Below are 25,095 nucleotides of genomic sequence, written 5' to 3' on the forward strand. Positions count from 1 at the left end.
CGGCGTCTTTTTCGAGTTGAGACCTGTTATGAGGGTCAGTCATTCCGCTTCCGGCCCGGACGCTTCCGTCACCCGCTCGGACGCCTCGACGACATTGATCCCGGCAACCTCTCCAACAGCCTTGACACCACCGGCCACTTGACGCCCTACTAGACCCTGCGCAGAGAACTGACAACGTTGTCGCTTTCGCAGGAAGGATCTCGGGGATGAGACCCAGACCTCGGTTCGGACATCACCGCTGGCGGCGCAAAGCGGTCGTTCTCGGCACCGCCTCGCTCGTGCTCGCCGCTGCGGCGCAGGCCCCGGCACTCGCCGAGCCCGACCAACCCGCCCGCGCCGGCACGGAGTTCACCTCCTCCTTCGAGGAGGACGACCCGGCACCGGACTGGGGCAGCACTCCCGAGGACGGCCCCGACGGCAAGAAGACCTCTGGCGTCGGCAGCGGATTCGAGAACGGCATCCCCGGCACCGTGAACGACCGGGTCTCCGCGGTCCGCGCCAGCGACGAGAACACGGACGGCGGCGAGGTCAAGGACAACCTGGTCGACGGCGACAGCGACACCAAGTGGCTGGCCCAGGAGCCGACCGCCTGGGTCGGTTACGACCTGGACTCCCCCGCCGAGGTCGTCACCTACGCCCTGACCTCCGCGGACGACCACGACGAGCGCGACCCCAAGTCCTGGAAGCTGCAGGGCTCGAAGGACGGCAAGGACTGGACGACGCTGGACAGCCGCGACGACGAGTCCTTCTCCGAGCGAAAGCAGACCAAGACCTACGAGTTCGACAACACGACGGCGTACCCGCACTACCGCCTGCAGGTCACCGCGAACAACGGCTCGGACGACGCCGTCCAGCTCGCCGACCTCCAGCTGTCCGACGGCAGTGACCGCAAGCCGCCGAAGAACATGCTCACCCTGGTCGACCGCGGCCCGTCCAGCTCGCCGACCGCCAAGACCGGCGCGGGCTTCACCGGCAGGAAGGCGCTGCGCTACTCCGGCACGCACACCGCCGGCGACCGGGCGTACTCGTACGACAAGGTCTACGACGTCGACGTGGCCATCGAGAAGGACACCCAGCTGTCCTACAAGGTGTTCCCGTCGATGCCGGAGCCCGCGGAGGACCTGTCGTACGCGTCCACCCATGTGTCGCTCGACCTGGCCTTCACCGACGGGACCTACCTGAGCGATCTGAACGCCGTCGACGCGCACGGCGGGAAGCTCACCCCGCAGGGCCAGGCCGCGGCCAAGCGGCTCTACGCCAACCAGTGGAACAACGTCGCTTCCCGGATCGGCCAGGTCGCCGAGGGCAAGACCGTGGACCGCATCCTGGTCGCGTACGACTCCCCGAAGGGCAAGTCCCCGTTCCGCGGCTGGGTCGACGACGTCTCCCTCAAGGAGGTCGCGCCGGCCGAGCCGAAGGCGCGCCTGTCGGAGTACGCCTCGACGATCCGCGGCACCAATTCCAGCGGCGGCTTCTCGCGCGGCAACAACATCCCCGCGACGGCTGTCCCGCACGGCTTCAACTTCTGGTCGCCGGTGACCAACGCCGGTTCCACGAGCTGGATCTACGACTACGCGAGCGGCAACAACGAGGACAACCTGCCGACCATGCAGGCCCTCGCCGCGAGCCACGAGCCGAGCCCGTGGATGGGTGACCGGCAGACGTTCCAGCTGCTGCCCTCGGCGCAGAAGGGCACGCCGGACACCGATCCGGAGAAGCGCGAACTGCCCTTCCGGCACGACAAGGAGACGGCGCAGCCGCATTACTACGGCGTGACGTTCGAGAACCGCATCAAGGCCGAGATGGCGCCCACCGACCACGCCTCGATGATGCGGTTCAGCTACCCGGGCGACGATGCGAGCGTCGTCTTCGACAACGTCACGGACGAGGGTGGTCTCACCCTCGACAAGAAGAACGGCGTCGTCACCGGCTACTCCGACGTCAAGAGCGGCGGGTCCGCCGGCGCCACCCGGCTCTTCGTCTACGGCGCCTTCGACAAGGCGGTCACCGGCGGCGACTCCTCCGGGGTCACCGGCCATATGCGGTTCGACGCCGGCAAGGACCGGACCGTGTCCCTGCGGCTCGCGACCTCGCTGATCTCCGTCGACCAGGCCAAGGACAACCTGAACCAGGAGATCCCGGAGGGCACCTCCTTCGGCAAGGTCAAGGACGAGGCACAGGACCAGTGGGACGACGTGCTCGGCCGGGTCGAGGTCGAGGGGGCGAACGAGGACCAGCTGACCACGCTGTACTCGAGCCTGTACCGGCTGTACCTGTACCCCAACTCCGGTCACGAGAAGGTCGGTTCGAAGACCCAGTACGCCAGCCCGTTCTCCAAGCCGACCGGCAAGGACACCCCGACGCACACCGGCGCGAAGATCGTCGACGGTGAGGTGTACGTCAACAACGGCTTCTGGGACACGTATCGCACGACCTGGCCGGCGTACTCCTTCCTCACCCCGAAGAAGGCGGCGAAGCTGGTCGACGGCTTCACCCAGCACTACAAGGACGGCGGCTGGAGCTCGCGTTGGTCCTCGCCGGGGCCGGCCGACCTGATGACCGGTACGTCATCGGACGTGGCCTTCGCCGACGCGTACGTCAAGGGCGTGGACCTGGACGCGAAGCCCGCGTACGAGGCCGCGCTCAAGAACGCGACCGTGGTGCCGCCGAATTCGGCCGTCGGCCGCAAGGGCATGGAGACCTCGCCGTTCCTCGGGTACACGAGCACCGAGACGCACGAGGGCATGTCCTGGGCGCTCGAGGGCTACATCAACGACTACGGCATCGCGAAGATGGGCGAGGCCCTCTACAAGAAGACGGGTGAGAAGCGGTACAAGGAGGAGTCGCAGTACTTCCTCAACCGGGCCCGGAACTACGTGAAGATGTTCGACGGCAAGGCCGACTTCTTCCAGGGCCGTGACCTGGCGGGCGACTGGCGCGTCAAGTCCGAGGACTACGACCCCCGCATCTGGGGCCACGACTACACGGAGACCAACGGCTGGGGCTACGCCTTCAGTGCCCCGCAGGACTCCCGTGGCCTGGCCAATCTCTACGGCGGCCGGGACGGTCTGGGCAAGAAGCTGGACACCTACTTCGACACCCCGGAGACGGCGGCGCCGGAGTTCAAGGGCTCGTACGGCAGCGTCATCCACGAGATGACCGAAGCCCGTGACGTACGGATGGGCATGTACGGGCACAGCAACCAGGTCGCCCACCACGCCACGTACATGTACAACGCGGCCTCGCAGCCCTGGAAGACCCAGGAGAAGGTCCGCGAGGTCCTCTCCCGGCTCTACGTCGGCAGCGAGATCGGCCAGGGCATCCACGGCGACGAGGACAACGGCGAGCAGTCGGCCTGGTACCTCTTCTCCTCGCTCGGCTTCTACCCGCTGGTGATGGGCAGTGGCGAATACGCCATCGGCTCACCGCAGTTCACCAAGATGACCGTGCACATCGAGGGCGGCAAGGACCTCGTGGTGAAGGCGCCGAAGAACAGCGACAAGAACATCTACGTCCAGGGCGTCAAGGTCAACGGCAAGAAGTGGAAGTCGACCGCGCTGCCGCACTCGGTCCTCGCCAAGGGCGGCACGGTCGAGTTCGACATGGGTCCGAAGCCGTCGCGCTGGGGCACCGGCAAGAAGGACGCCCCGGTATCCGTCACGAAGGACGACAAGGTCCCCGACCCGCGCGACGACGTCCTCGAGGGCGACGGTGCGCTGTACGACAACACCTCCGAGACGGACGCCGAGGTCGCCTCGGTGAACCTGCCGGTGGCCGAGGAGACCAAGGCCGTGCAGTACACCTTGACCTCGGCGGACCGGGCCGAGGCACCCGACGGATGGGTGCTCGAGGCCTCCAGGAACGGCGACAAGTGGAAGACGATCGACCGTCGCTCCGGTGAGTCCTTCGCCTGGGACCACCAGACACGGGCCTTCACCATCGACGATCCGGGCAAGTACAAGCACTACCGCCTGGTCCCGAAGAAGGCGACGAAGCTGGCGGAGATCGAGCTGATCGGCTAGGTCGCGTCCGGCAAGTCCGGACATGCCCCAGCCGCCGGACCCCGGTGGCCCGGCGACGGCCTCCCGATACGGGGCGGGCGCGGAGTGATCCGCACCCGCCCCGTATCCGTGCGCGAGGTGGCCGCCCGGTGCGGCGGGGCCGGGCGACACCGGGGTGACCGACCTCTCCCCGTGCGGGGACGACAGGCGCAAGGGCACCCTTTAGGGTGAATAAGTACTTTTGCGAACCCTGGGAGGTCTTTTGTCAGGCGCAGCCGACAGCCCGGGGCGGCAGGACGACGCCGCTCTGGGCAGCCGTCGAATACGGATCGCACTGGCCGTCTCCGGCGCCGCGGTGATCGCCTTCGGAGGCCTCTACCTGGCCGGGCGGCTCACGGCCGGCGACGGGATACCCCGGGGCACCCAGGTGGCGGGCGTCGACATCGGCGGCCTCAGCACCGCCCAGGCGCGCGAGCGCCTGACGAAGGAGAAGGGCGCCGACTGGTCCGCACCCCTCTCCCTGCGGGCCGGCGACCGTACCGCCGAGGTCTCCCCCGCGGCGGCCGGTCTGACCGTCGACGTACCGGCGACCGTGGACCGGGCCGGGACGAACAGCGGCAACCCGTTCTCGGTGATCGGCTCCCTGTTCACGGACTCCGACGGCCGGCAGGTCGACCCCGTGGTCGAGGTCGACGAAGGGAAGACCCGGGCGGCCCTGGAGAAGACCGCGAAGGACGTCGACCGCAAGCCGCGTGACGGTTCGATCACCTTCCGTGACGGCGAAGCGAAGGCGGTCAAGGCCCGCACCGGCCAGCGCCTGGACGAGGACGGCGGCGCCGAAGCCCTGCGCGACGCATATCCGGTGGCCGACGACCGGCCGGTGACCTTGCCGGTGGAACGCTCCCGGCCGGACGTCTCACAGGCCGAAGTCGTCCGCGCCATGGACGAGTTCGCCCGGCCGGCGATGTCCGCGCCGGTCACCCTGACCACCGGCGCGGAGCGGATCACCGTCTCCCCCGAGACACTGGGCCGGCACCTTTCCCTGAAGGCCGAGAAGACCCAGAAGGCCGAGAAGACCCAGAAGAGCGAGAAGAGCGAGAAACCGGGCGGCTCCGCGGACCCTGCGGGCGCGCAGCAGGCTGCCGCCACCGACGACGGCATGCGTCTCGTACCGAAGCTGGACGGCAGGAAACTGCTCGCGGATCCGGCGTTCGCCGACCAGCTCGCCCGCGCGGCCGGCACTCCGCAGGAGGCCCGGCTCGACGTGCAGGGCGACCAGGTCGTCGTCGCCTCCGACGGGCAGGAGGGCCGCAGCGTCTCCGCCAAGGACCTGCACAAGGCCGTCATGCCGCTGCTCACGGGCAAGGGCGAGGCGGACCGCACGGGAGCGGTGGCGACCCGGGCCGTCAAGCCGAAGCTGACCGCCGAGTCGGTGGAGGATCTCGGCATCAAGGAGGTCATGTCGTCGTTCACGGTGAACTTCCCGGCCGCCCCGTACCGCACCACCAACATCGGGCGGGCCGCGGAGCTGATCGACGGATCCCTGGTGATGCCGGGCGAGACCTGGAGCTTCAACAAGACCGTCGGGGAACGTACCAAGGCGAACGGCTTCGTGGACGGCACGATGATCCTCGACGGCAAGTACCAGGAGGCAGCCGGCGGCGGAGTGTCCTCGGTGGCCACCACCGTCTTCAACGCCGTGTTCTTCGCCGGCGTGAAGCCGGTCGAGTACGGGGCGCACTCCTTCTACATCGAACGCTATCCGGAGGGCCGGGAGGCCACGGTCGCCTGGGGCAGCCTCGACCAGAGCTTCCAGAACGACTCCGGGCACGCGATGTACATCCGGGCCACCGCCACGGACACCTCGGTCACGGTGACGTTCCTCGGCACCCGCAAGTACGACAACGTCGAGGCGGAGAAGGGCCCGCGCACCAACATCAAGCAGCCCGCGAAGCACGAGGTCAAGGGCGACAAGTGCGAGCCGCAGACGCCGTACGAGGGCTTCGACGTCTCGGTCGACCGCGTCTTCCAGAACGACGGCGCCGAGGTGCGCCGCGAAACCTTCAACACGCACTACACGCCGCGCGACGAGATCACCTGCGTGGACAAGTAGTCCTCCGAGGGTGCGGGCGGCTCACCCGCAGCAGCAGAAGGACACTCGACAGTCACGCACGGCTGTAGCTAAGATCCACGGCAGCATCGCGTGCCGGTCACCGACCGGGTGAGGCATGGAGGTGCCGGAGTCTGCCTTTGGAGGCATTCACCGTGTCAGTGCAGTTCAATCACACCATCATCGCGTCGAAGGACGCACGGGAGTCCGCGGAGTTCTTCGCGGAGCTTCTCGGACTCGAAGTAGGCGCCCCCTGGGGCCCGTTCACCCCGGTAGTACTCGACAACGGGGTCACGCTGGACTTCGCCACCCCGCCCGACGGGAACACCCCGCTGCAGCACTACGCGTTCCTCGTCTCGGAGGACGTCTTCGACGCCGCGTACCAGAAGATCTCGGACCGCCGTCTGCAGCACTGGGCCGACCCGCACCAGCAGCACCCGGGCGAGTACAACACCAACGACGGCGGCAAGGGTGTCTACTTCCTCGACCCGTCCGGGCACGCGATGGAGATCCTGACCGTCCCGTACGGCGGCTGGCCGACCGAGAAGTAGCCGCCGCCGGAGGTTCACCACGCAGCAAGGGCCGCACCCCGCGGAGAAGCGGGGTGCGGCCCAACTGCTGTGCCGGGTCGGCTACTTGCGGATCAGCGACCGGAGCACGTACTGCATGATGCCGCCGTTGCGGTAGTAGTCCGCCTCGCCGGGGGTGTCGATGCGGACGACCGCGTCGAACTCCACGCCCGTGTCGGTGGTGACCTTGACCGTGCTCGGGGTCGTGCCGTTGTTCAGCTCGGTGACGCCGGTGAAGGAGAAGGCCTCCTCACCGGTGAGGCCGAGCGTCTCGGCGGTCTGGCCCTCGGGGTACTGCAGCGGCAGCACGCCCATGCCGATCAGGTTCGAGCGGTGGATGCGCTCGTAGGACTCGGCGATCACGGCCCTGACGCCGAGCAGCGCGGTGCCCTTGGCGGCCCAGTCGCGGGACGAGCCGGAGCCGTACTCCTTGCCCGCGAGGACGACCAGCGGGATGCCCTGGTCGATGTAGTTGCGCGAGGCGTCATAGATGAACGACACCGGCTTGTCGGCCTGGGTGAAGTCGCGGGTGAAGCCGCCCTCGGTGCCCGGCGCGATCTGGTTGCGCAGGCGGATGTTGGCGAACGTGCCGCGGATCATGACCTCGTGGTTGCCGCGGCGCGAGCCGTAGCTGTTGAAGTCACGACGCTCCACACCGTGCTCGGTGAGGTACGTGCCGGCCGGGGTGTCGGCCTTGATCGCACCGGCCGGGGAGATGTGGTCGGTGGTGACGGAGTCGCCCAGCTTGGCGAGTACGCGGGCGTCCGCGATGTCCTCGACCGGGGTGGTCTCCATCGTCATGCCCTCGAAGTACGGGGGCTTGCGGACGTAGGTGGACTCGCTGTCCCACTCGAAGGTGTTGCCGGTCGGGATCGGCAGCGCCTGCCACTGGGCGTCGCCCGCGAAGACGTCGGAGTAGGACTTGTTGAACATGTCCTCGCCGATGGCGTTCGCCACGACGTCGTTGACCTCGGCCTCGGTCGGCCAGATGTCATCGAGGAAGACCGGCTTGCCGTCCTGGTCGGCACCGAGGGCGTCCTTGGTGATGTTGACCTTCATCGAACCGGCGATGGCGTACGCGACGACCAGCGGCGGGGACGCCAGGTAGTTCATCTTGACGTCGGGGTTGATGCGGCCCTCGAAGTTCCGGTTGCCGGAGAGGACCGAGGTGACGGCCAGGTCGTTCTCGTTGACGGCCTTGGAGACCTCGTCCGGCAGCGGGCCGGAGTTGCCGATGCAGGTGGTGCAGCCGTAGCCGACCAGGTTGAAGCCGACCTTGTCGAGGTACGGGGTGAGGCCCGCCTTGTCGAAATAGTCGGTGACGACCTTGGAGCCCGGGGCGAGGGTCGTCTTCACCCACGGCTTGCGGGTCAGGCCACGCTCGACCGCCTTCTTGGCCACCAGCGCGGCGGCGACCATGACGTACGGGTTCGAGGTGTTGGTGCAGGAGGTGATCGCGGCGACGGTGACGGCGCCGTGGTCGAGCTCGTAGGAGGAGCCGTCGGGGGCCGTGACCGTGGTCGGGTTCGACGGGATGCCGTTGGCCGAGGCCGGGGCGTCCGAGGCAGGGAAGGACTCCTTGCCCGCCTCCTCGTCGTCGGCGACGTAGTTGCGGACGTCCACGGCGAACTGCTCGGCGGCGTTCGCGAGGACGATGCGGTCCTGCGGGCGCTTCGGTCCGGCGATCGACGGAACGACGGTGGCGAGGTCCAGCTCGAGCTTCTCGGAGAAATCGGGCTCGGCGGCCGGGTCGAGCCAGAGGCCCTGCTCCTTGGCGTACGCCTCGACGAGCGCGACCTGCTGCTCGTCGCGGCCGGTCAGGCGCAGGTACTTCAGGGTCTCGTCGTCGATCGGGAAGATGGCCGCGGTGGAGCCGAACTCCGGCGACATGTTGCCGATCGTGGCGCGGTTGGCCAGCGAGGTGGCGGCGACGCCCTCGCCGTAGAACTCGACGAACTTGCCGACGACGCCGTGCTTGCGCAGCATCTCGGTGATCGTGAGGACCAGGTCGGTGGCGGTGGTACCGGCCTTCAGCTCACCGGTCAGCTTGAAGCCGACGACGCGCGGGATGAGCATCGAGACCGGCTGGCCGAGCATCGCGGCCTCGGCCTCGATGCCACCGACGCCCCAGCCGAGCACGCCGAGGCCGTTGACCATCGTGGTGTGCGAGTCGGTGCCGACCAGGGTGTCGGGGTACGCCTGGCCGCCGCGGACCATGACGGTGCGGGCCAGGTGCTCGATGTTGACCTGGTGGACGATGCCGGTGCCGGGCGGGACGACCTTGAAGTCGTCGAAAGCGGTCTGGCCCCAGCGCAGGAACTGGTAACGCTCCTTGTTGCGGCCGTACTCCAGCTCGACGTTCTGCGCGAACGCCTCGTTGGTGCCGAACTTGTCGGCGATGACGGAGTGGTCGATGACCAGCTCTGCCGGGGAGAGCGGATTGACCTTCGCCGCGTCGCCGCCGAGCTCCTTGACGGCCTCACGCATGGTGGCGAGGTCGACGACGCAGGGCACACCGGTGAAGTCCTGCATGATCACGCGGGCCGGCGTGAACTGGATCTCCTCGTTGGGCTGGGCCTGCGAGTCCCATCCGCCGAGAGCCCGGATGTGGTCGGCGGTGATGTTCGCGCCGTCCTCGGTACGGAGCAGGTTCTCCAGGAGGACCTTGAGGCTGTAGGGAAGGCGTGCGGAGCCCTCGACCTTGTCCAGCCTGAAGATCTCGTACGACTCGTCGCCCACGCGCAGCGTGCTGCGGGCGTCGAAGCTGTTCGCCGACACGACCGTCTCCTTCATCCGTGTGCGCGTATCTCTGCGCGCTGTACCTCTGGTGCGGTTTTCACCGCGCGGTGCCGCCCGGCGTTGCAACGATCCGCTAAGGTAAGGCTTAGTTAGGTAACCCTTACCGGGTGGCGGTGCGATGCGCCCTCGGCAGATATCTCGATGTCGAGATAACTCTAGTACATCGCCGCGGCACGGTCATGCCCGGCCACCCCAGTCTCCCGCTCCGGCGCCCATCGGGCGCGGCCGGGAGATGCCCCTGGGGTGACCGGGCAGTGGCGTGGCCGGCCGGGTGCTACTTGCCCTTGTCGGGCCCGCCCCTCTTGTTCTTCAAGGTGACGGGGACGCCGTCCGCACTGTTCTCGGCTGTGACGGCGTACGGGCCGGTGACCGGGTTGTCCGGCAGTACGTAACCCTCCGGGACCTCCGTCTCGCGCAGGTAGTACTCGCCGAGCGGCAGGTCCGCGAAGGACGACTTGCCGGATGCGTCGGTGGCGCGCCCCTGGCGGGTGCGGGTGTCCGGGTCCGCACCGCCGGTCTGCAGGCCCTCGGTGCCGTTGGTCTCGCGCCAGAGCTCGAAGACCGCGCCGCCGAGCGGCTTTCCGGTTCTGGCGTCCTTCTTGAGCAGGTCGAGGGAGCCGGTGAGGTCGTTGGGGACTCGGACGGGGCGGTTCTCGGCCGTGATCCTGGCTCCGGCCTGCGGATCCTCGGAAGTGATCACGAGCGGACCGAAAACGGCCGGGTCGGGCAGGTCGTAGCCGTCGGGGGCGGCCGTCTCGCGCCAGTAGTAGGAGCCCGGCGACACGTCCTCGGCGCAGACGCCGTCGCCGTCCGTGGTGCAGGTGTCGCCCACCCGGCTGTCGGGAGCGGAGCCCCCGGTCTGCAGGCCGTCGGCGCCGTTGGTCTCGCGCCAGAGCTCGAATCTGGCGCCGGGCAGCGGGTCGCCGGTGTCGGCATCCTTCTTGTCGACCTGGACCACACCCTGCCCCTGCGGGGCGTTGCCGCACTCCGGCAGGTCGCCGTTGAACGGATAGTTGTGGAACTCCTGACCGCCGCCGCCGGACGCCGCACTGGCGTGGGTCATCGAGCCCGTGGTGAAGAAGCGGCCGTTGATGCCCGGCAGGCTGACCGTCGTCATCGAGCTCTGCTCACCGAGCAGCACACTGCCCTGGAACTGCCCGGTGCCCTTCAGCTCGGCCGTCGTGGCATCCGGGAAGTCCACAGCAGTCGGTCGCGGTAGGAGTTGAGCGCGTCGGTGCTGTCGTCGATGCCGCCGCTGTAGGTGTTGATGACGCGGTCCGCACCGAGCACGTTGACCAGGATGGTCGCCCCGTCGGGAATGCCCTCGAAGATGACGCCCTGCTGGCCGCCGCTCGGGCCGACCATGTCGAAGTCGACGTTGAAGACCTGCAGCGACGAGGCGCCGTCGCCGGTGAAGCGGGTCTGCGTCCCCTCGTTGACCGCCGTGCCGGTCGCGGGGCGGGACTCACCGTTCGCGCGTGCGTAGCACCGGCTCGCCTCGGTGAGTTCGTCACGCAGTCCGGCGTAGGGGGTGGCGGCGTCCGGGTCCTCGGTCACCGTGGTGTCGACGTCGCCGGACACCGAACCGGCATGCCGGACCACTCCGTCCTCGCCGAGCAGGGTCTGGCCGGGCGCGACCGCCACGTTCCCGCCGGTGGTCAAGTAGTCCGAGCCGTCCGGCGGGGGTACGCGGGACCCGACGCCGGCGAGGCCGATGTTGTAGACGCCGCTGACGCCGGCGGCCTTGTTCATGTCGAAGTCGCCGAGCACGACACTGCGGCCCTCGGCCTCGGCCGCCGAACCGCGCACGAGGAAGTCCTCGCCCACGAAGATGTTGATGCCGTTGTCGTATCCGGCGATGGGTCCGTTGCTGATGCCCGGGAACGGGTCCGGACAGTCGCCGGGCACGCAGGGGCCGAGTCCGCCCGGCAGCGGCGCCGCGGTCGCGGGCCCCGCGGCGAGGCCCAGGGTGAGCACCGGCAGTACGCCGGCCAGCACCGCGCAGGCGAGTCCGGTGGAACCGGCGCGGGCACGCCACGTGGTGACGCGTCGAGTGATGGGTTTCATGCCGCGAGGATCAGAGCGCGCCCAGGACGATGCCGGGCACGACGCGTCGCTTGGTGCGTTTGCCCGACACCCCGTCACCCCCACGTGCCTCAACGTTTCTTGACGCTTGATCAGCTTTCCGGCCGCGCCGACGCCCCCTCCGCACCGCGGCAAATCCCCGCCGACACCGCCCCGTAGGCGGATCCACAACTCCACCTGCACGACCGAGCGTCACGCTTTTCCGGCCACGGGTCACTCAGGGTCATCCCCCTAATGGCCCCACCCCAGACCCCTCGAGAAGTTGACATCTCATATCTGAGATAGCCTGCACCTATGGCAGACGACTACCTCGTACGCATCGGTAAGCTCATCCGCGACGCCCGTCAGCACCGGGGCTGGACACAGTCCCAGCTCGCCGAGGCGCTCGGCACCAGCCAGAGTGCGGTGAACCGCATCGAGCGCGGGAATCAAAACATCAGCCTTGAGATGATCGCTCGAATCGGTGAAGCGCTCGACAGCGAGATCGTCTCTCTGGGCTACGCGGGCCCGATGCATCTGCGCGTGGTCGGCGGCCGCCGGCTCTCCGGCGCGATCGACGTGAAGACCAGCAAGAACGCCTGCGTGGCACTGCTCTGCGCCTCGCTGCTCAACCAGGGCCGCACCGTACTGCGCCGAGTGGCCCGTATCGAGGAGGTCTTCCGGATCCTCGAGGTGCTCAACTCGGTGGGCGTACGCACCCGTTGGATCAACGACGGAGTGGACCTGGAGATCGTGCCGCCGGCCGAGCTCGATCTGGACGCGATCGACGAGGAGGCCGCGCGCCGCACTCGCTCGATCATCATGTTCCTCGGCCCGCTCCTGCACCGGATGGACCGCTTCAAGCTCCCGTACGCCGGCGGCTGCGACCTCGGCACGCGCACCGTCGAACCGCACATGATCGCGCTGCGCCGCTTCGGGCTCGAGGTCACCGCGACCGAGGGGATCTACCACGCGGAGGTCCAGCGGACCTCGCCCGACCGCCCCATCGTGCTGACCGAGCGCGGCGACACGGTGACCGAGAACGCCCTGCTCGCTGCCGCGCGCCACGACGGTGTCACCGTCATCCGCAACGCCTCCTCCAACTACATGGTCCAGGACCTGTGCTTCTTCCTCGAGGCGCTCGGCGTCCAGGTGGACGGCATCGGCACCACCACCCTGACCGTGCACGGTGTCCCGGTCATCGACACCGACGTCGACTACTCGCCGTCCGAGGACCCGGTCGAGGCGATGAGCCTGGTGGCGGCCGCGGTGGTCACCGAGTCCGAACTGACCGTGCGGCGCGTGCCGATCGAGTTCCTGGAGATCGAGCTGGCGGTACTCGAGGAGATGGGGCTCGACCACGACCGCTCGGCGGAGTACCCGGCGGACAACGGCCGGACCCGCCTGGTCGACCTGACGGTGCGTCCGTCCAAGCTCGAGGCACCGATCGACAAGATCCACCCGATGCCGTTCCCCGGCCTGAACATCGACAACGTGCCGTTCTTCGCGGCCATCACGGCCGTCGCCCAGGGGCAGACCCTGATCCACGACTGGGTCTACGACAACCGCGCGATCTATCTCACCGACCTCAACCGCCTGGGCGGCCGGCTCCAACTCCTGGACCCTCACCGGGTGTTGGTCGAAGGTCCGACGCGGTGGCGGGCCTCCGAGATGATGTGCCCGCCGGCCCTGCGCCCCGCCGTCGTCATCCTGCTCGCCATGATGGCCGCCGAGGGCACCTCGGTGCTGCGCAACGTCTACGTCATCAACCGCGGCTACGAGGACCTGGCCGAGCGCCTGAACTCGGTGGGCGCCCAGATCGAGACGTTCCGCGACATCTGATGCGACGATCCCGCCGCACCCCGTGCGACCTGCCGTTGAGCGGGTCGCACGGGGTGCGGCGGCAGCTCCGGGGATTCTCCGCGGCTTCTCCGCGACGTTGAGCAGGCGGCGAGCTGTGCGTGCGCTGCCTCGTGCGACGGTGAGGCGGCCCTCGGCCACGCGCCGGCGGTACCAGACCCGCCTGGACTTGCGCTCGACGGCCCGAGGCAGCTGGTCGAGGCCGTTGGTCGGCTCGATTCCACCTTGTCCACGGTGTGGACCTGCGCGAAACTCCTGACGGTCCGGTCTCTCCATCAGAGACGTGTCGGGAGACAGGTGACCTCCTAAGCACCCTCACCGGGAGACACCTCATGAACAGGCACTGCTTCGGCGCCAGAATCGTTCTCACACTGACAGCGGCGGGTGGGCTGGCACTGACCGGCGTCTCGTCGGCTTCGGGAGCACCCCCGGCCTCGCCGTCGGCATCTTCATCGGCCACATCAGCCACATCGGCCACCTGGACGCTGGAGCAGTCGGACCAGGAGGTGTGCAGCCGCCCGGACACCGGGCCCCACAACTTCTACTTCCTCGCCCCGGTCACCGGATCCACCACGAAGGACATCAAGCTCGAACTCCAGGACCTGCCCACCAACGTGACCAGCAGCGGCGGGACAGTACACCCCGGCGAACTCAACGACAGCGGAGAGTTCAACGGCTTCGTGCACGTGGCCATCGGGCCGACCCCGGCCGGCGAGTACGACATCAAGCTGGTGGCCTCGGACGGCACGGACACCCAGAGCAGTCCGGCCCGGATCTCCGTCAGGTCCGATTGCTGACCACACCGGAACGCACCCTCACCAGAGGCGCCGGCTGCGGCTACGGCTCCGAGGCCCTGCTGCTCCGTGATCGCCTGCCCGCGCGAGGCCCGTCGGGCGGGGAAGTCGGCCGGCCCGCGCCGTAACAGCCCCTGCCCCGTACGAGGTCGTCAAGACCGCGCGGGATCTCCTCCATGGGGGTGACGGCATCGTGGGCGTGAGGCCAGTAGAGATCGGCGTGATCGGTGTTCGGCCGACGGAGTGCTCGGAGGCGAGGGCGAAGTCCCCACGGTCCTTGCTGATCGGTTCGCCGACGAGCCGCTCGGACGCGCCGCCCTGGTAGCCCTCGCCAGGGTCGAGGAAATTGCCGTCGGCCTGAACGTGGGTCTCGAACACTTTCGTGGGCCGGGCGGGAGTGCCAGGATGCCTTGCCAAAGAATGTTCTCGGTGTGCCCCGCGGGGGTGGGGCGGGATGTGCTGTGACGCGCGAGCCCGGAGGGTCCGCGCCATGAGGCCTGAACGGCGTTACGGCGATACCGAGGGCCTGGTAACGGTGGGGAGCGTGGGCCGTGTTCGTCGGGCGGGATCAGGAACTGGCCGAATTACAGAGTGCGTTGAAGGTGCAGCGGCTGATCACGCTGACGGGCACCGCCGGTGTCGGCAAGAGCCGGCTGGCCCGGCAGGTGGTCGAGCGCGAACGGGCCGCCAGCGGTGACGAGAGCTGCTGGGCCGACCTGTGGCAGCTGGCCGACGAGCGGATGCTCGCGGCCCTGGTCGCGGACGCGTGCGGGTTGTCCGACCACACCCCACGGATGCCGTTGGACGTCATCGCTCAGTGGATCGGCGAGCGCGAACTGCTGATCGTCCTCGACTCCTGCGAGCACGTACTGCCCGCCTGCCGGCGGCTGGTGGAGACCCTGCTCGCCGAGTGCCCGCATCTGACGATCCTGGCCACCAGCCGGGAGGTGTTCCACCTCGACGGCGAGCATGTGGTGGTGGTCGAGCCGCTGCCGTGTGCGACGGATGCCGCGGAACTCTTCCTGCAGCGCGCGGAGCAGATGGGCGCGGTGCCGCCACCCGGTGAACTGAACCAGGTGACCGAGCTGTGCACGTATCTCGACGGCCTGCCGTTGGCCTTGGAGTTGGCTGCCGGGGCGCTGCGCCACAGCAGTATCGCGGAGCTTCTGCACCGTCCGCGGCACGCTCTGCACCGCGAGGAGACCGACCCGGTGCGCATCCCGACGCCGCGTCGGCACGAGGTGCTGCGTACCGCCCTGGGATGGAGTCACGAACTGTGCACGCCCAAGGAGCGGCTGCTTTGGGCCAGGCTGTCGATCGTGCTCGGGCACGTCGACGCGCCGATGGCGGCCGCGCTGTGCGCCGGCGGCCCACTGACCGCGCGTGACGTCGAGGACGCGCTGGCCGGGCTTGTGGACAAGTCGGTGGTCACCCGCCGCGGCGAGCGCTATCTGCTGCTCGACACGGTGCGCGAATACGGGCGCCTGTGGCTCACGCAGCTCGGGGAACTGGACAGCATGGCCACCGCGCACGCCGCCCATTTCCTCGCGCTGGCGCGGCAGGCCGACGCCACGTGGACGAGCGCCGAGCAGAGCGGCTGGTACCGCACGATCAAGGAGGCCCATCCCGATCTGTGCGCGGCGCTGGACTACTTGCTGGACCACCACGTCGACGACGCCGTCGAGTTGGCCACGCTGACCGGCTTCTACTGGACCTGCTGCGGCCATGCCCACACCGCCCAGCAGTATCTGGCCCGTGCCCTGCAGGCCGGTGACAGCGGGCAGCAGGCGGCGACACGGCAACGGGCCGTCTGGGCACTGGGGTTGACGCATCTGCTGCAGGGCAACCACGCCGTTGGAACCCAGCTCGCCCGTCAGTGTCTGGCCCTGGCGCGCGGCGACCAGGACCCGTCCGGACTGCTGCGCGCCGCCTATCTGCAGGCCATGAGCGACCTGTTGCAGGGCAACGCCGATCAGGCCCTCGATCTGCTGGAGGGCGCCCTGCAGGCCACGCACGATGAGGACGGTGCTGCGGCACCGGCCGGGCACGCGGTGATGATGTGCCGGATGCTACGGCTGTTCGCGCTGACCGGCGTCGGCCGCCTCGAGGAGAGCCAGGAAGCGGCTACTGCCCTGCGCACCGAGTGCGTGGCCATGGGCGAGCACTGGATCCGCTCGTACACCGACTACCAGCTGTGTGTGATCGCGCTGCGGGAGCAGCACGGTGAAGCGGCACTGGAGCACGCCCGCTCGATGCTCACCTCCAAGCAGCAGATCGGCGACACCTTCGGGATCGCCCTGGGCCTGGACATGCTGGCCGCCTCGTACTCGGCCAGCGGCGACGGCCGCTCCGCGGCACTCGCCTCGGGAGGCGGGCAACGGCTGTGGGAAGCGGTCGGCCACCCCCAGCGCGGCGCGCCGGATGTCCAGCCGCTGCGCGAGTTCGGCGAGAACACCGCACGCGAACTGGTCGGCGCCGGCGCCTACGACACCTACCACAGTCAAGCCGCCCACACGGATCCAGCTGCTGTGCTGGCCTGGGCGGCGGGTGGTGAAGCTCCGCTGTAGGGGACAGGCGGGGGCATCGCTCAGTGGCGGGGAAGAGGCTGTCTCGCGCCGGCAGAAGACCGTATGGGCATATGGGCAAACAGGCCGTCCCTCCAAAGGGCTCCCCTCCCGAACCGATAAGCAGATCACTTGTCGCGCGCGCCCCCTTCGCCCCAAAGGCCCCTTGGGGGGCGGGGCTTGAGGGGGCGCGCGGTGGTGAATGTCCGCGCATGAATTCGACCGGGCGCGTCTCCTGCCGCAAGGGCTTTCCAAGAGCCGCCGCTGGTAACTTCCGGCATCGTGATCAATTCGTTCAGCGATGCTCCGGAGTTCGGACCCCTCACCACACCCGTCCCCGGGCACCAGGCCGCCGTCCGTCCCGCCCTGTTGCGCCCCTGCGAGCCCGACGACCGCGCCGCACTCAAAGCGCTCCTCGCCTCCGGATCCGTACGGGAGGTGCATGACCACATCGACGAGCAACTCGGGGAGCTCGCGCGCTGCCTGCGCCCGGGTGAAGATCTCTCGGGGGACGAGCTCGACGACGCTGTGCAGGATCTGACGGACGGCGTCGAGCCCGGCCACTACGGCACGTGGGTCTGGTACCCGTGGTCGGGGCGTCTGGTGCACCTGTTGCCGCGCGAGCAGTTCCGGCGGGTGCGCACCGACCGCAACCGCGACAAGATCACTGCCGCTCAGCAGCAGAGCCTGCTGGAGCGGCGGATCGCGGTGGTCGGCCTGTCCGTGGGCAACAGTGCCGCGCTCACCTGCGCCATGGAAGGCATCGCAGGATCGTTCCGCCTGGCCGACTTCGACACCCTCTCCCTGAGCAACCTCAACCGGCTGCGCGCCGGGGTCCACGATCTCGGCCTGCCCAAGACCGTGCTGTGCGCCCGGCAGATGTACGAGATCGATCCCTATCTCGACATCGAGCTGTGGCACGACGGGCTCACCGACCACACCATCGAGTCCTTCTTCGACGACCCGGAGCGTCCCCTCGATCTGCTCGTGGAGGAGTGCGACGCCCCGTGGGTGAAGACCGCCGCCCGCGAACACGCCCGCCGACACCGCGTCCCTGTCCTCATGGACACCAACGATCGGGGCCTGCTCGACGTCGAGCGCTTCGACCTCGAGCCGGACCGGCCGCTCTTCCACGGCCGTGCGGGCGACTTGAGCGCCCGCGAGGTGCGAGGGCTCCCGCCCTCGGACACCCTCGCCCATCTGCTGCGCATCTGTGACGAGAGCCGTCTGAGCGCGGCCATGACCGACGCCCTCTCCCGTATCGGCAGCACGCTGTCCAGCTGGCCCCAACTCGCCAGCGGGGTCATGCTGGGCGGTGCCCTGGTCACCGACACCGCACGCCGGATCCTGCTCGGAGACCCGGTCGCATCCGGCCGCTACTACGTGGACCTCGAAGCCCTCATCGCTCCCCGCGGCACCCCCGACGCCGCGGACTGCGCCGCGGCTCCGAGGCGCGCGACGGCGGGAGCCGCGCGGTGAACCGGCTGCCCGAACTGCACGGCGAACACCTGTGGTTGCGCGAGCTGCGCGTCACCGACCTGGCGCCCTTCGAGCGCATCCAGACCCACCGGCTGCTCACCCGCTACCTCGGCGTCGACCGTATGGACGCCCGTCAGGCGCAGGACGCCTTCGCCCAGCACCTGGCCCAGCCCTACACCCATCCGCGGCGCAAGCACACCATGGCCGTGTGCCCGCCCGGGCAGGACACCATGGTCGGCACCATGGGCCTGCTCATCGAGGAGTACGGCCGCAACGCCATGCTCACCAGTCTGGTCCTCCTGCCCGACGCCCCGGTCAGCGGTCACGGCCACGAGGCAGGACGCCTCCTGATGGCGTACGGGTTCGGCCCGCTGGGACTGCACCGCATCTGGGCCGGGCATCGCGCCGACCACACCCGTATGGAACACGTCATGCTCGCCGCCGGCCTCCACCCCGAGGCCACCTTGCGCCAGTTGTTCCACACCCAGGGCCACTGGCACGACGTCACGACATACGCGGCACTGGCCCCCGAGTGGGCCGCGCAGGCCACCTGCGCCGAACGCGCCATCCTCCAGGGCGCCCCGCCGGACTCAAGGACCGGCACGGCGTCCGCTCCCGTGCTCGGCGAGCGGGCCGGCGCGAGGTGAAGATCCTTCAGGGCCGCGGCCCCGAGGACGCCGACGGCCGGACTGCCGGGATCGTCGACGCATCTTCGAGGCTTCAGGGGCCCGGGGTCATCGGTGTTTCCCCTCGCCGCCGTCGGGACGCTTGTCGTTCACCAGGTGCCACAACCACGTGTCGGCGTCGAGCGCCTGATGTCGGTGCTCCTGCCCCGGACTGACCAGCTCGTAGGTGCGCTCCAGCCAGTCGTTCAGCGGGGCGATGGGCATCTCCACCAGGGCCTCACCTTCGAGGTTGTGGAGACAGAGCCAGAGCGTGTCCTCGTAAGTGGGCCATGCCCGAACATCCCCCCGCCCGGTGCTGCGGAGCACGCCCTCGATCAGGATTTCGCGGGCGAAGGCCCAGCGCACCGGGTTCTTCATCGCCAGGTGGAATTCGAGGTGCACCGCGTACGGATCGTCGGCCAAGTAAGTGAAACGCGAGAGCATAGGCACCGCCCACCCCTCTGCCAGCATGAACTTGACCAGCCATTCGCCTGTCGCTCGCGGCGCCGGAGAGGCACGTTCCTGCCAGACGTCGCTGCTGTTCGGCCCGTTGTCGGCGTCAGCCATCCTTGTCGCACCCCTTGAGACCCCGACCTCACGTAACGGCGAGCCCAACGAGTTGTCGCAGTCGTCGCTGACGGGGGTCTGCGGACCGGTCGGAGACATCGAGCACCGGACGTACGGGTCCGCACGAAAGGTTGGGACCACGCCGGTCCGGAAGGCGCGAGCGATTACCGCTGCCGGCAGCCTCGGGAAAGGACGTGGAGTTCGTCGGTCCTGTGCGGGGTGCTCATGTCGTACTTCTGACAGAGGCCGCCGGGGTCCGGAGCGACTGAACTCCACCGTAACCGCAGTGATTCGGGGAAACAACGGTCCGGATTCACCGACAGACGTCACCCCACCCCAGAAGGTGCACGGGTGGCGGACCGGCCGCGCAGAGGGTCAGGGGGACGCATCACCGGACACTGCGAGAGCAGCCTGGCCGCCGCCCTCGACGATGTCCCTGGCGAGGTCGGCGAGACGGAGGTTCCTGGTACGGGCCTCAGTGCGGATCCGCATGAAAGCGACGTCGACATCCAGGCCGAGCCGTTCCGCGAGCACTCCCTTTGCCTGCTCGATCAGAATCCGGCTGTTCAGGGCGGTCTGCAGCTGTTCGGTGAGACTGTCACGATGCCGGATGGCCCGCTGCTGGAGCAGGCCGACGGTGGCGACGTCGGCCAGCGCCTGCCCGACCCGCCTGGTCTCCTCGTCCAGCACGTGGGGCTCGACGTGGAAGAGGTTGAGCGCGCCGATGACCTCGGCGCGCAGCCGCATGGGCAGGGCGTGGACAGAGGCGAAACCCACCTCGGCGGCGGCCTCGGTGAAGTGCGGCCACCGGTCGGTGGCGGACAGGTCGGCGACCGATACGGGTTCGCCCGTGCGGAAACAGTCCACACAGGGCCCTTGCTCGGTCTGCAGCTGGAACAGCTCGAGAAGTCGCGTGCGCTCCGTGGACGCGGCCACCAGCTGCAGCCGGTCCCGTTCGTCGGTGAGCAGGAGCCCGGCGGCGGCGACTCCGAGGACCTCCACGCATTTCTCCGTCAACCCGTGCAGAAAGTCCAGAAGATCGAAGTCGTCCACGAGGGTGTCCGCCAACTCCACGAACACCTCGGTAAGTCGCACCTGTTTCATCTCACTCACCCGCGTCCTCACTCGGCGCCGCAGCGGAGCTTTCCCCTACCGCGTAGTACTGCCACTCCGAACACCTTCGACCACCGTAGCCTTCCGGCCACCTCACCAGGCGCCACCGAGGCGACGGCTCACGGCTCGCTCCCCCCGAAACGCAGCCGCCTGGCCACCACATCCTTGCCCACGTCGCTCAGCCGACGGTCGTGAGCGAACGCGTAGGCACGCAACCGCACCAGCGCCACCGAGGCGGACACACCCAACTGCACGGTGACCATCCCCGTCGCCTGGTGAATCTCCGGATGCTGCAGCCCGCCGCGCTCGCCCCAGCTGCCGTCCCGACGGGCGTGCTCGCCGGCGCCCTCGTCGAGCATCAGGGCGAGCACGGTGTCGGCCAGGACCAGCGCGTCAGCGAGCCGCTCACGGCCCAAGGGCCCCGGCTCGGCCCGGTACAAGGACATCACGCCCACGCTCACGCCGCCCACCTGCAGTGGAAGGACGAACAGCGCGCAGACCCCGGCTGCGACAGCCGCCGGGGCAAAGACCGGCCAGCGCACCCGACAGTCGGCATCCGCGAGGTCCGAAGCCAGGGAAGGACCGTCGGAGTAACCGTCGACTCCCGGCCCTTCACCGAGCGTGACGGTCAGCCCTTCCACGTCCAGGGCGAGCTGAGAGCTCGCGTAGAGCGTCTCGCGCTGCGCGCCCGCCGTCGTGGCGGTGACGGCGACGGCATCCACCCCGGTCGCGGAGATCGTCGCAGCGCATACGTGCGCCAAGGTGACGGGCCCGGCCTCCGCACGGTCCACGATCTGGTGCCACAAGCGCAGCCTGCGATCGTGCTCCACTCGGCTCGCCCCATCTCAGCGGACTGACTGTCGTGCGTCCCGGGAGGGGCCGTCTCGTCCCGACTTCTCCAGCTTCTTCGGGTAGGCGAGGCCACCCTACTCCGCAGCCCCGGGCGCATTGATCGGCTCCTTCTCGGACCGGAGGGCCTTACGAGTCCCCTTCGTCCCTTGCCCCGGCGATCACCCACATGAATACTGCGCCACATCCGCACTGCCGGTATCCCAAATACCGGAACGGCGATCCCGCATGGCCATGCGCAGGGGTCCCGTAGCCGAACAGTCCGACCACCCACAAGGATTGATGTGCGAAGACTCGTCAGAAGACCTGCCCTCGTCGTGCTGGCCGCCACCGCGGCGACGGCGATGATCACAGGCGCCGCCGCGCCGGCCGACCCCGGTACCCCGGACGCCGCGCCCCCGCCCGGGGAGCAGCAACCCGCGGCGCACCGGGTGCAGTTGATCACCGGTGACGTCGCCCTCGTGACCGACGGCCGGACCACCGGGTTCGAACCCGCAACGGGCCGCGAGAACATACCCGTCAGCGTGCGCAGCGAGGGCGAGCGGTCGCTCGTCGTGCCGCTCGACGCCCAGCGACTGATAGCCGACGGCAAGCTCGACGAGCGCCTCTTCGACGTCGCGCGGCTCGACACGAAGGCCGCGCGCACGGCGTACAAGGACGGGCTGCGTGTCATCGTCGGCTACCGGGGCTCCGCCTCCGCCGCCCGCACACAGGTCCGCGACGCCGGGTCGACCAAGGTCCGCCACACCCTGAAGGCCCTCAACGCCGAGGCGCTGACCACCCCCGCGGACGACCTGCCCGCGCTGTGGAAGACCCTGACGCGCGCGGACTCGGAGGCATCCCGCCGTGCCTCCCCGGGCATCGACCGTGTCTGGCTGGACGCCACGGTCAAGGCCCAACTCGACGTCAGCGTCCCGCAGATCGGTGCGGACAAGGTCTGGGAGGCCGGCTTCGACGGTACGGGCGTGAAGGTCGCCGTCGTCGACACCGGAGTGGACGAGACCCACCCCGACCTGGAGGGCAAGCAGGTCGCCGAGAAGAACTTCTCCTCTGCCGCGGACACCGAGGACCGGCAGGGGCACGGTACTCACGTGGCCTCCACGGTCGCCGGATCCGGAGCGAAGGGTGGCGGCACGTTCAAGGGCGTCGCGCCGGGGGCGGAGTTGATCGACGCCAAGGTCCTCGACGACTCCGGCAGCGGTGACGAGTCCGGGATCATCAGCGGCATCGAGTGGGCGGTCGGAGAAGGCGCCGACATCGTCAACATGAGCCTCGGCGGCGTGGACGCTCCAGGCGTCGACCCGCTCGAAGAAGCGGTCAACCATTTCACCGAGACCGACGGCGTTCTGTTCGCCGTCGCCGCCGGCAACGAGGGTCCCGGCGCGAGCACGATCGGCACCCCCGGTGCGGCGGACCGTGCGCTCACCGTCGGAGCCGTCGACGACGACGACAGGACGGCCGACTTCTCCAGCCGCGGCCCCCGCGTCGGCGACGGCGCGATCAAGCCGGACGTGACCGCACCGGGCGTCGACATCACCGCCGCGTCGGCACCGGGCAGCGCCATCGCCCAGGAGTACGGCGAGAACCCCGAGGGCTACGTCACCATCTCCGGCACCTCGATGGCGACGCCCCATGTCGCCGGCTCCGCCGCGCTGTTGAAGCAGCAGCACCCGGGCTGGACGGCCGAGCAGCTCAAGGGCGTCCTGACCGCGTCCGCCAAGGACACCGGGTTCACGGCCTTCGAGCAGGGAGCCGGACGCATCCGGGCCGACGGGGCGACCGCGACGTCCGTGTACGCCGAGGAGACCTCGCTGAACTTCGGCAAGGCCGCCTGGCCGCACGACGACGACGAGCCCGTCGAACGAACCCTGACCTACCGCAACACCGGTGACGCCGACGTCACGCTCGACCTCACGGCGAGCGGTGCCGGCGCGGACGGCCAGGACGCCCCCGACGGCATGTTCACGGTGAGCGCCGCCGAAGTCACCGTGCCCGCCGGCAAGTCGGCCGAGGTGACGGTCACCGCGGACACCACCGTCGAGGCGCCGGACGGACGGTACAGCGGCGCGGTCGTCGCCGCGGGCGAGGAACAGAGCGTCCGCAGCGCCTTCACCATCGAGCGCGAAGTCCCTTCGTACGCCGTGGAGTTGAGCCACCTGGGTCGGGACGGCAAGGCGGCCGCGCACTTCCAGACGTACGTCACCGGCTTGACCGGTGATGCCGCCGGCACCGAGTACGCCCTCGACGAAACGAGCGGATCCGGCACGCTGCGGCTGCCGGTGGGCAAGTACGACGTGCAGGGCATGATCGTCGCCGACCGGGCCGACAGCACCCAGGGCACCGACTGGATCGCCCAGCCCGAGCTGGTGGTGGACGAGGACCGGAAGGTCACGCTCGACGCGCGCACGGCGAAGCCCGTGGACATCACCGTGCCGGACCGCAAGGCCGAGGCTCAGCAGGCTTACATGGCCTACAAGGTCGTGGCGGACGGCATCAACCACCAGTCCGCCTGGCGGATGGACTCGTACGAGAACCTGCGTGCCGCCCATCTCGGTCCGGAAGCCGCCGAGGGGTCACTGCAGCAGCTGTGGGAGGCGGACTTCGCCGCCGGTGACAGCACGCAGTACTCACTGGTGTACGGCGGTCCGGTGGAGCGCCTCGCCACCGGCTTCGAGCGGCACGAGAAGCGCGGGGGCCTCGCCGTGGTGAGGGCGGGGCTCGGCGAGCCCGTGCCGGGCAAGGACTCCTATCTGGCGACGATCGGCCGCGTGCAGGGATCCTTCCTGGGCTTCGCCTCGGGCCGTATGCCGCTCACCGCGCCGAGCACGCAGCGCCTGTACCTGTCCACTGCGGACGAGGCGCGATGGAGTATCACGCACGAACAGCTCGGCGACACACTGCCGAACGGCTGGCAGGTGACCGATGCCCGGCACGGCGTGAGCGGCAAGGCGTACCGAGCGGGGCGCGAGGACACGGAGAACTTCAACACGGGGGTCTACGGGCCGGTGCTGGACGAAGGCCACGGCCTCACGCGGTCCGACGGATCCCTCTACGCCTTCCTGGAGATGTTCTCGGACGGTGCGGGCCACGGCGGGTCCAGCGAGCTGGAGTCCGTGCGCACGACCCTGCACCGGGACGGCGAGAAGATCTCCGAGAACGAGGACGATCTGACCGCGGCCTCGTTCCCGGTGCCGGCCGAGGACAGCGAGTACACGCTCAGTACCTCGCAGACGCGGGACCCGAAGATCGCGCGGGTCGGTACCCGGATCGACGCGTCATGGACGTTCCGCTCCGAGGAGGGCGACAAGGAACTGCCCGCCTCCACCGTCCACTTCCGCCCCGGCGTGGACCTCGAGTCCACGGTGCGGGCCGGGAAGAAGGTCCGGATGCCGGTGGAGGTCGAAGGTGCGGCGGCCGGGGACAACCTCGGTTCGCTGACCGTCGAGGCCTCGTACGACGAAGGTGACAGCTGGCGGGAGCTGCGCGTGAAGAACGGCAAGGTGTCCCTGCGGGCGCCGGGCAAGGACGAGGGGGTGGCGCTGCGGGCCGAGATCGTCGACCGGCAGGGCAACGTCTCCAGGATCGCCGTGCACGACGCCTTCCGCGGGCGCTGAACAACGGTGCGGCCGGGCGCCCTCGGGCGCCCGGCCGCACGCGCCGG

The 25,095-nt window shown here is 69.2% G+C and carries 15 protein-coding genes; 9 read left to right on the forward strand and 6 right to left on the reverse strand.

Annotation, left to right across the window (positions count from 1 at the left end; genetic code table 11):
• Window positions 1-206: 206 nt before the first annotated feature.
• The 3 genes from DSC45_RS12685 to DSC45_RS12695 all read left to right on the forward strand — a co-directional run bounded on the left by DSC45_RS12685 (window position 207) and on the right by DSC45_RS12695 (window position 6,662).
• Window positions 207-4,022: a GH92 family glycosyl hydrolase gene (locus tag DSC45_RS12685; RefSeq protein WP_119290241.1), complete on the forward strand. Its 3,816-nt coding sequence runs from the start codon at window positions 207-209 to the stop codon at window positions 4,020-4,022.
• A 241-nt stretch (window positions 4,023-4,263) separates the two neighbouring features.
• Complete coding sequence (locus tag DSC45_RS12690; protein ID WP_240434604.1) at window positions 4,264-6,114, forward strand: VanW family protein; 1,851 nt, start codon at window positions 4,264-4,266, stop codon at window positions 6,112-6,114.
• Between the two features lie 152 nt (window positions 6,115-6,266).
• Window positions 6,267-6,662: a VOC family protein gene (locus DSC45_RS12695; RefSeq protein WP_119290560.1), complete on the forward strand. Its 396-nt coding sequence runs from the start codon at window positions 6,267-6,269 to the stop codon at window positions 6,660-6,662.
• Between the two features lie 81 nt (window positions 6,663-6,743).
• On the opposite strand, the gene acnA is transcribed toward DSC45_RS12695, so the two are convergent.
• The 3 genes from acnA to DSC45_RS35690 form a co-directional block, all read right to left on the reverse strand.
• Entirely contained in the window at window positions 6,744-9,473 is a 2,730-nt protein-coding gene (gene acnA, locus DSC45_RS12700; RefSeq protein WP_119290243.1) for an aconitate hydratase AcnA, read from the reverse strand.
• Between the two features lie 280 nt (window positions 9,474-9,753).
• Entirely contained in the window at window positions 9,754-10,680 is a 927-nt protein-coding gene (locus DSC45_RS36085; RefSeq protein WP_205571315.1) for a SpaA isopeptide-forming pilin-related protein, read from the reverse strand.
• On the reverse strand, window positions 10,647-11,546 hold the full coding sequence (locus DSC45_RS35690; protein WP_205571316.1) for a choice-of-anchor A family protein: 900 nt from the start codon (window positions 11,544-11,546) through the stop codon (window positions 10,647-10,649). Before DSC45_RS35690 ends, DSC45_RS36085 begins: the two co-directional genes overlap by 34 nt.
• A gap of 312 nt (window positions 11,547-11,858) precedes the next feature.
• Between DSC45_RS35690 and DSC45_RS12710 the strand changes: the two genes are divergently transcribed.
• The 5 genes from DSC45_RS12710 (at window position 11,859) to DSC45_RS12730 (ending at window position 18,887) form a co-directional block, all read left to right on the forward strand.
• Entirely contained in the window at window positions 11,859-13,385 is a 1,527-nt protein-coding gene (locus tag DSC45_RS12710; RefSeq protein WP_119290244.1) for a helix-turn-helix domain-containing protein, read from the forward strand.
• 350 nt (window positions 13,386-13,735) lie between these two features.
• On the forward strand, window positions 13,736-14,200 hold the full coding sequence (locus tag DSC45_RS35695) for a DUF5980 family protein (RefSeq protein ID WP_162929202.1): 465 nt from the start codon (window positions 13,736-13,738) through the stop codon (window positions 14,198-14,200).
• 548 nt (window positions 14,201-14,748) lie between these two features.
• On the forward strand, window positions 14,749-16,764 hold the full coding sequence (locus DSC45_RS35700) for an ATP-binding protein (protein WP_162929203.1): 2,016 nt from the start codon (window positions 14,749-14,751) through the stop codon (window positions 16,762-16,764).
• A 279-nt stretch (window positions 16,765-17,043) separates the two neighbouring features.
• The gene (locus tag DSC45_RS12725; RefSeq protein WP_240434605.1) at window positions 17,044-18,240 is read left to right on the forward strand and encodes a ThiF family adenylyltransferase; all 1,197 of its coding nucleotides are present in this window, start codon (window positions 17,044-17,046) and stop codon (window positions 18,238-18,240) included.
• Window positions 18,237-18,887 (forward strand): GNAT family N-acetyltransferase, encoded by a 651-nt coding sequence (locus tag DSC45_RS12730; protein WP_119290248.1) that lies wholly within the window; start codon window positions 18,237-18,239, stop codon window positions 18,885-18,887. Before DSC45_RS12725 ends, DSC45_RS12730 begins: the two co-directional genes overlap by 4 nt.
• An 87-nt stretch (window positions 18,888-18,974) precedes the next feature.
• On the opposite strand, the gene DSC45_RS12735 is transcribed toward DSC45_RS12730, so the two are convergent.
• From DSC45_RS12735 to DSC45_RS12745, 3 genes are all read right to left on the reverse strand, one after another.
• Window positions 18,975-19,472: an SsgA family sporulation/cell division regulator gene (locus DSC45_RS12735; protein ID WP_162929204.1), complete on the reverse strand. Its 498-nt coding sequence runs from the start codon at window positions 19,470-19,472 to the stop codon at window positions 18,975-18,977.
• 375 nt (window positions 19,473-19,847) lie between these two features.
• The gene (locus DSC45_RS12740; protein WP_119290252.1) at window positions 19,848-20,576 is read right to left on the reverse strand and encodes a GAF and ANTAR domain-containing protein; all 729 of its coding nucleotides are present in this window, start codon (window positions 20,574-20,576) and stop codon (window positions 19,848-19,850) included.
• A gap of 128 nt (window positions 20,577-20,704) precedes the next feature.
• Complete coding sequence (locus tag DSC45_RS12745; protein WP_119290254.1) at window positions 20,705-21,415, reverse strand: ANTAR domain-containing protein; 711 nt, start codon at window positions 21,413-21,415, stop codon at window positions 20,705-20,707.
• 303 nt (window positions 21,416-21,718) lie between these two features.
• On the opposite strand from DSC45_RS12745, the gene DSC45_RS12750 reads away from it, so the two are divergent.
• Window positions 21,719-25,048: a S8 family peptidase gene (locus DSC45_RS12750; RefSeq protein ID WP_346426657.1), complete on the forward strand. Its 3,330-nt coding sequence runs from the start codon at window positions 21,719-21,721 to the stop codon at window positions 25,046-25,048.
• Window positions 25,049-25,095 lie beyond the last annotated feature (47 nt).

Source organism: Streptomyces sp. YIM 130001, assembly GCF_003574445.1.
Lineage (GTDB): Bacteria > Actinomycetota > Actinomycetes > Streptomycetales > Streptomycetaceae > Streptomyces.

Excerpts from the sequence above, each read along its gene's own strand:
- DSC45_RS12685 (WP_119290241.1), top strand. The coding sequence starts at position 207 with ATGAGACCCAGACCTCGGTTCGGACATCACCGCTGGCGGCGCAAAGCG.
- acnA (WP_119290243.1), bottom strand. The coding sequence starts at position 9,473 with ATGAAGGAGACGGTCGTGTCGGCGAACAGCTTCGACGCCCGCAGCACG.
- DSC45_RS35690 (WP_205571316.1), bottom strand. The coding sequence starts at position 11,546 with ATGAAACCCATCACTCGACGCGTCACCACGTGGCGTGCCCGCGCCGGT.
- DSC45_RS12710 (WP_119290244.1), top strand. The coding sequence starts at position 11,859 with ATGGCAGACGACTACCTCGTACGCATCGGTAAGCTCATCCGCGACGCC.
- DSC45_RS35695 (WP_162929202.1), top strand. The coding sequence starts at position 13,736 with ATGAACAGGCACTGCTTCGGCGCCAGAATCGTTCTCACACTGACAGCG.
- DSC45_RS12735 (WP_162929204.1), bottom strand. The coding sequence starts at position 19,472 with ATGGCTGACGCCGACAACGGGCCGAACAGCAGCGACGTCTGGCAGGAA.
- DSC45_RS12740 (WP_119290252.1), bottom strand. The coding sequence starts at position 20,576 with ATGAAACAGGTGCGACTTACCGAGGTGTTCGTGGAGTTGGCGGACACC.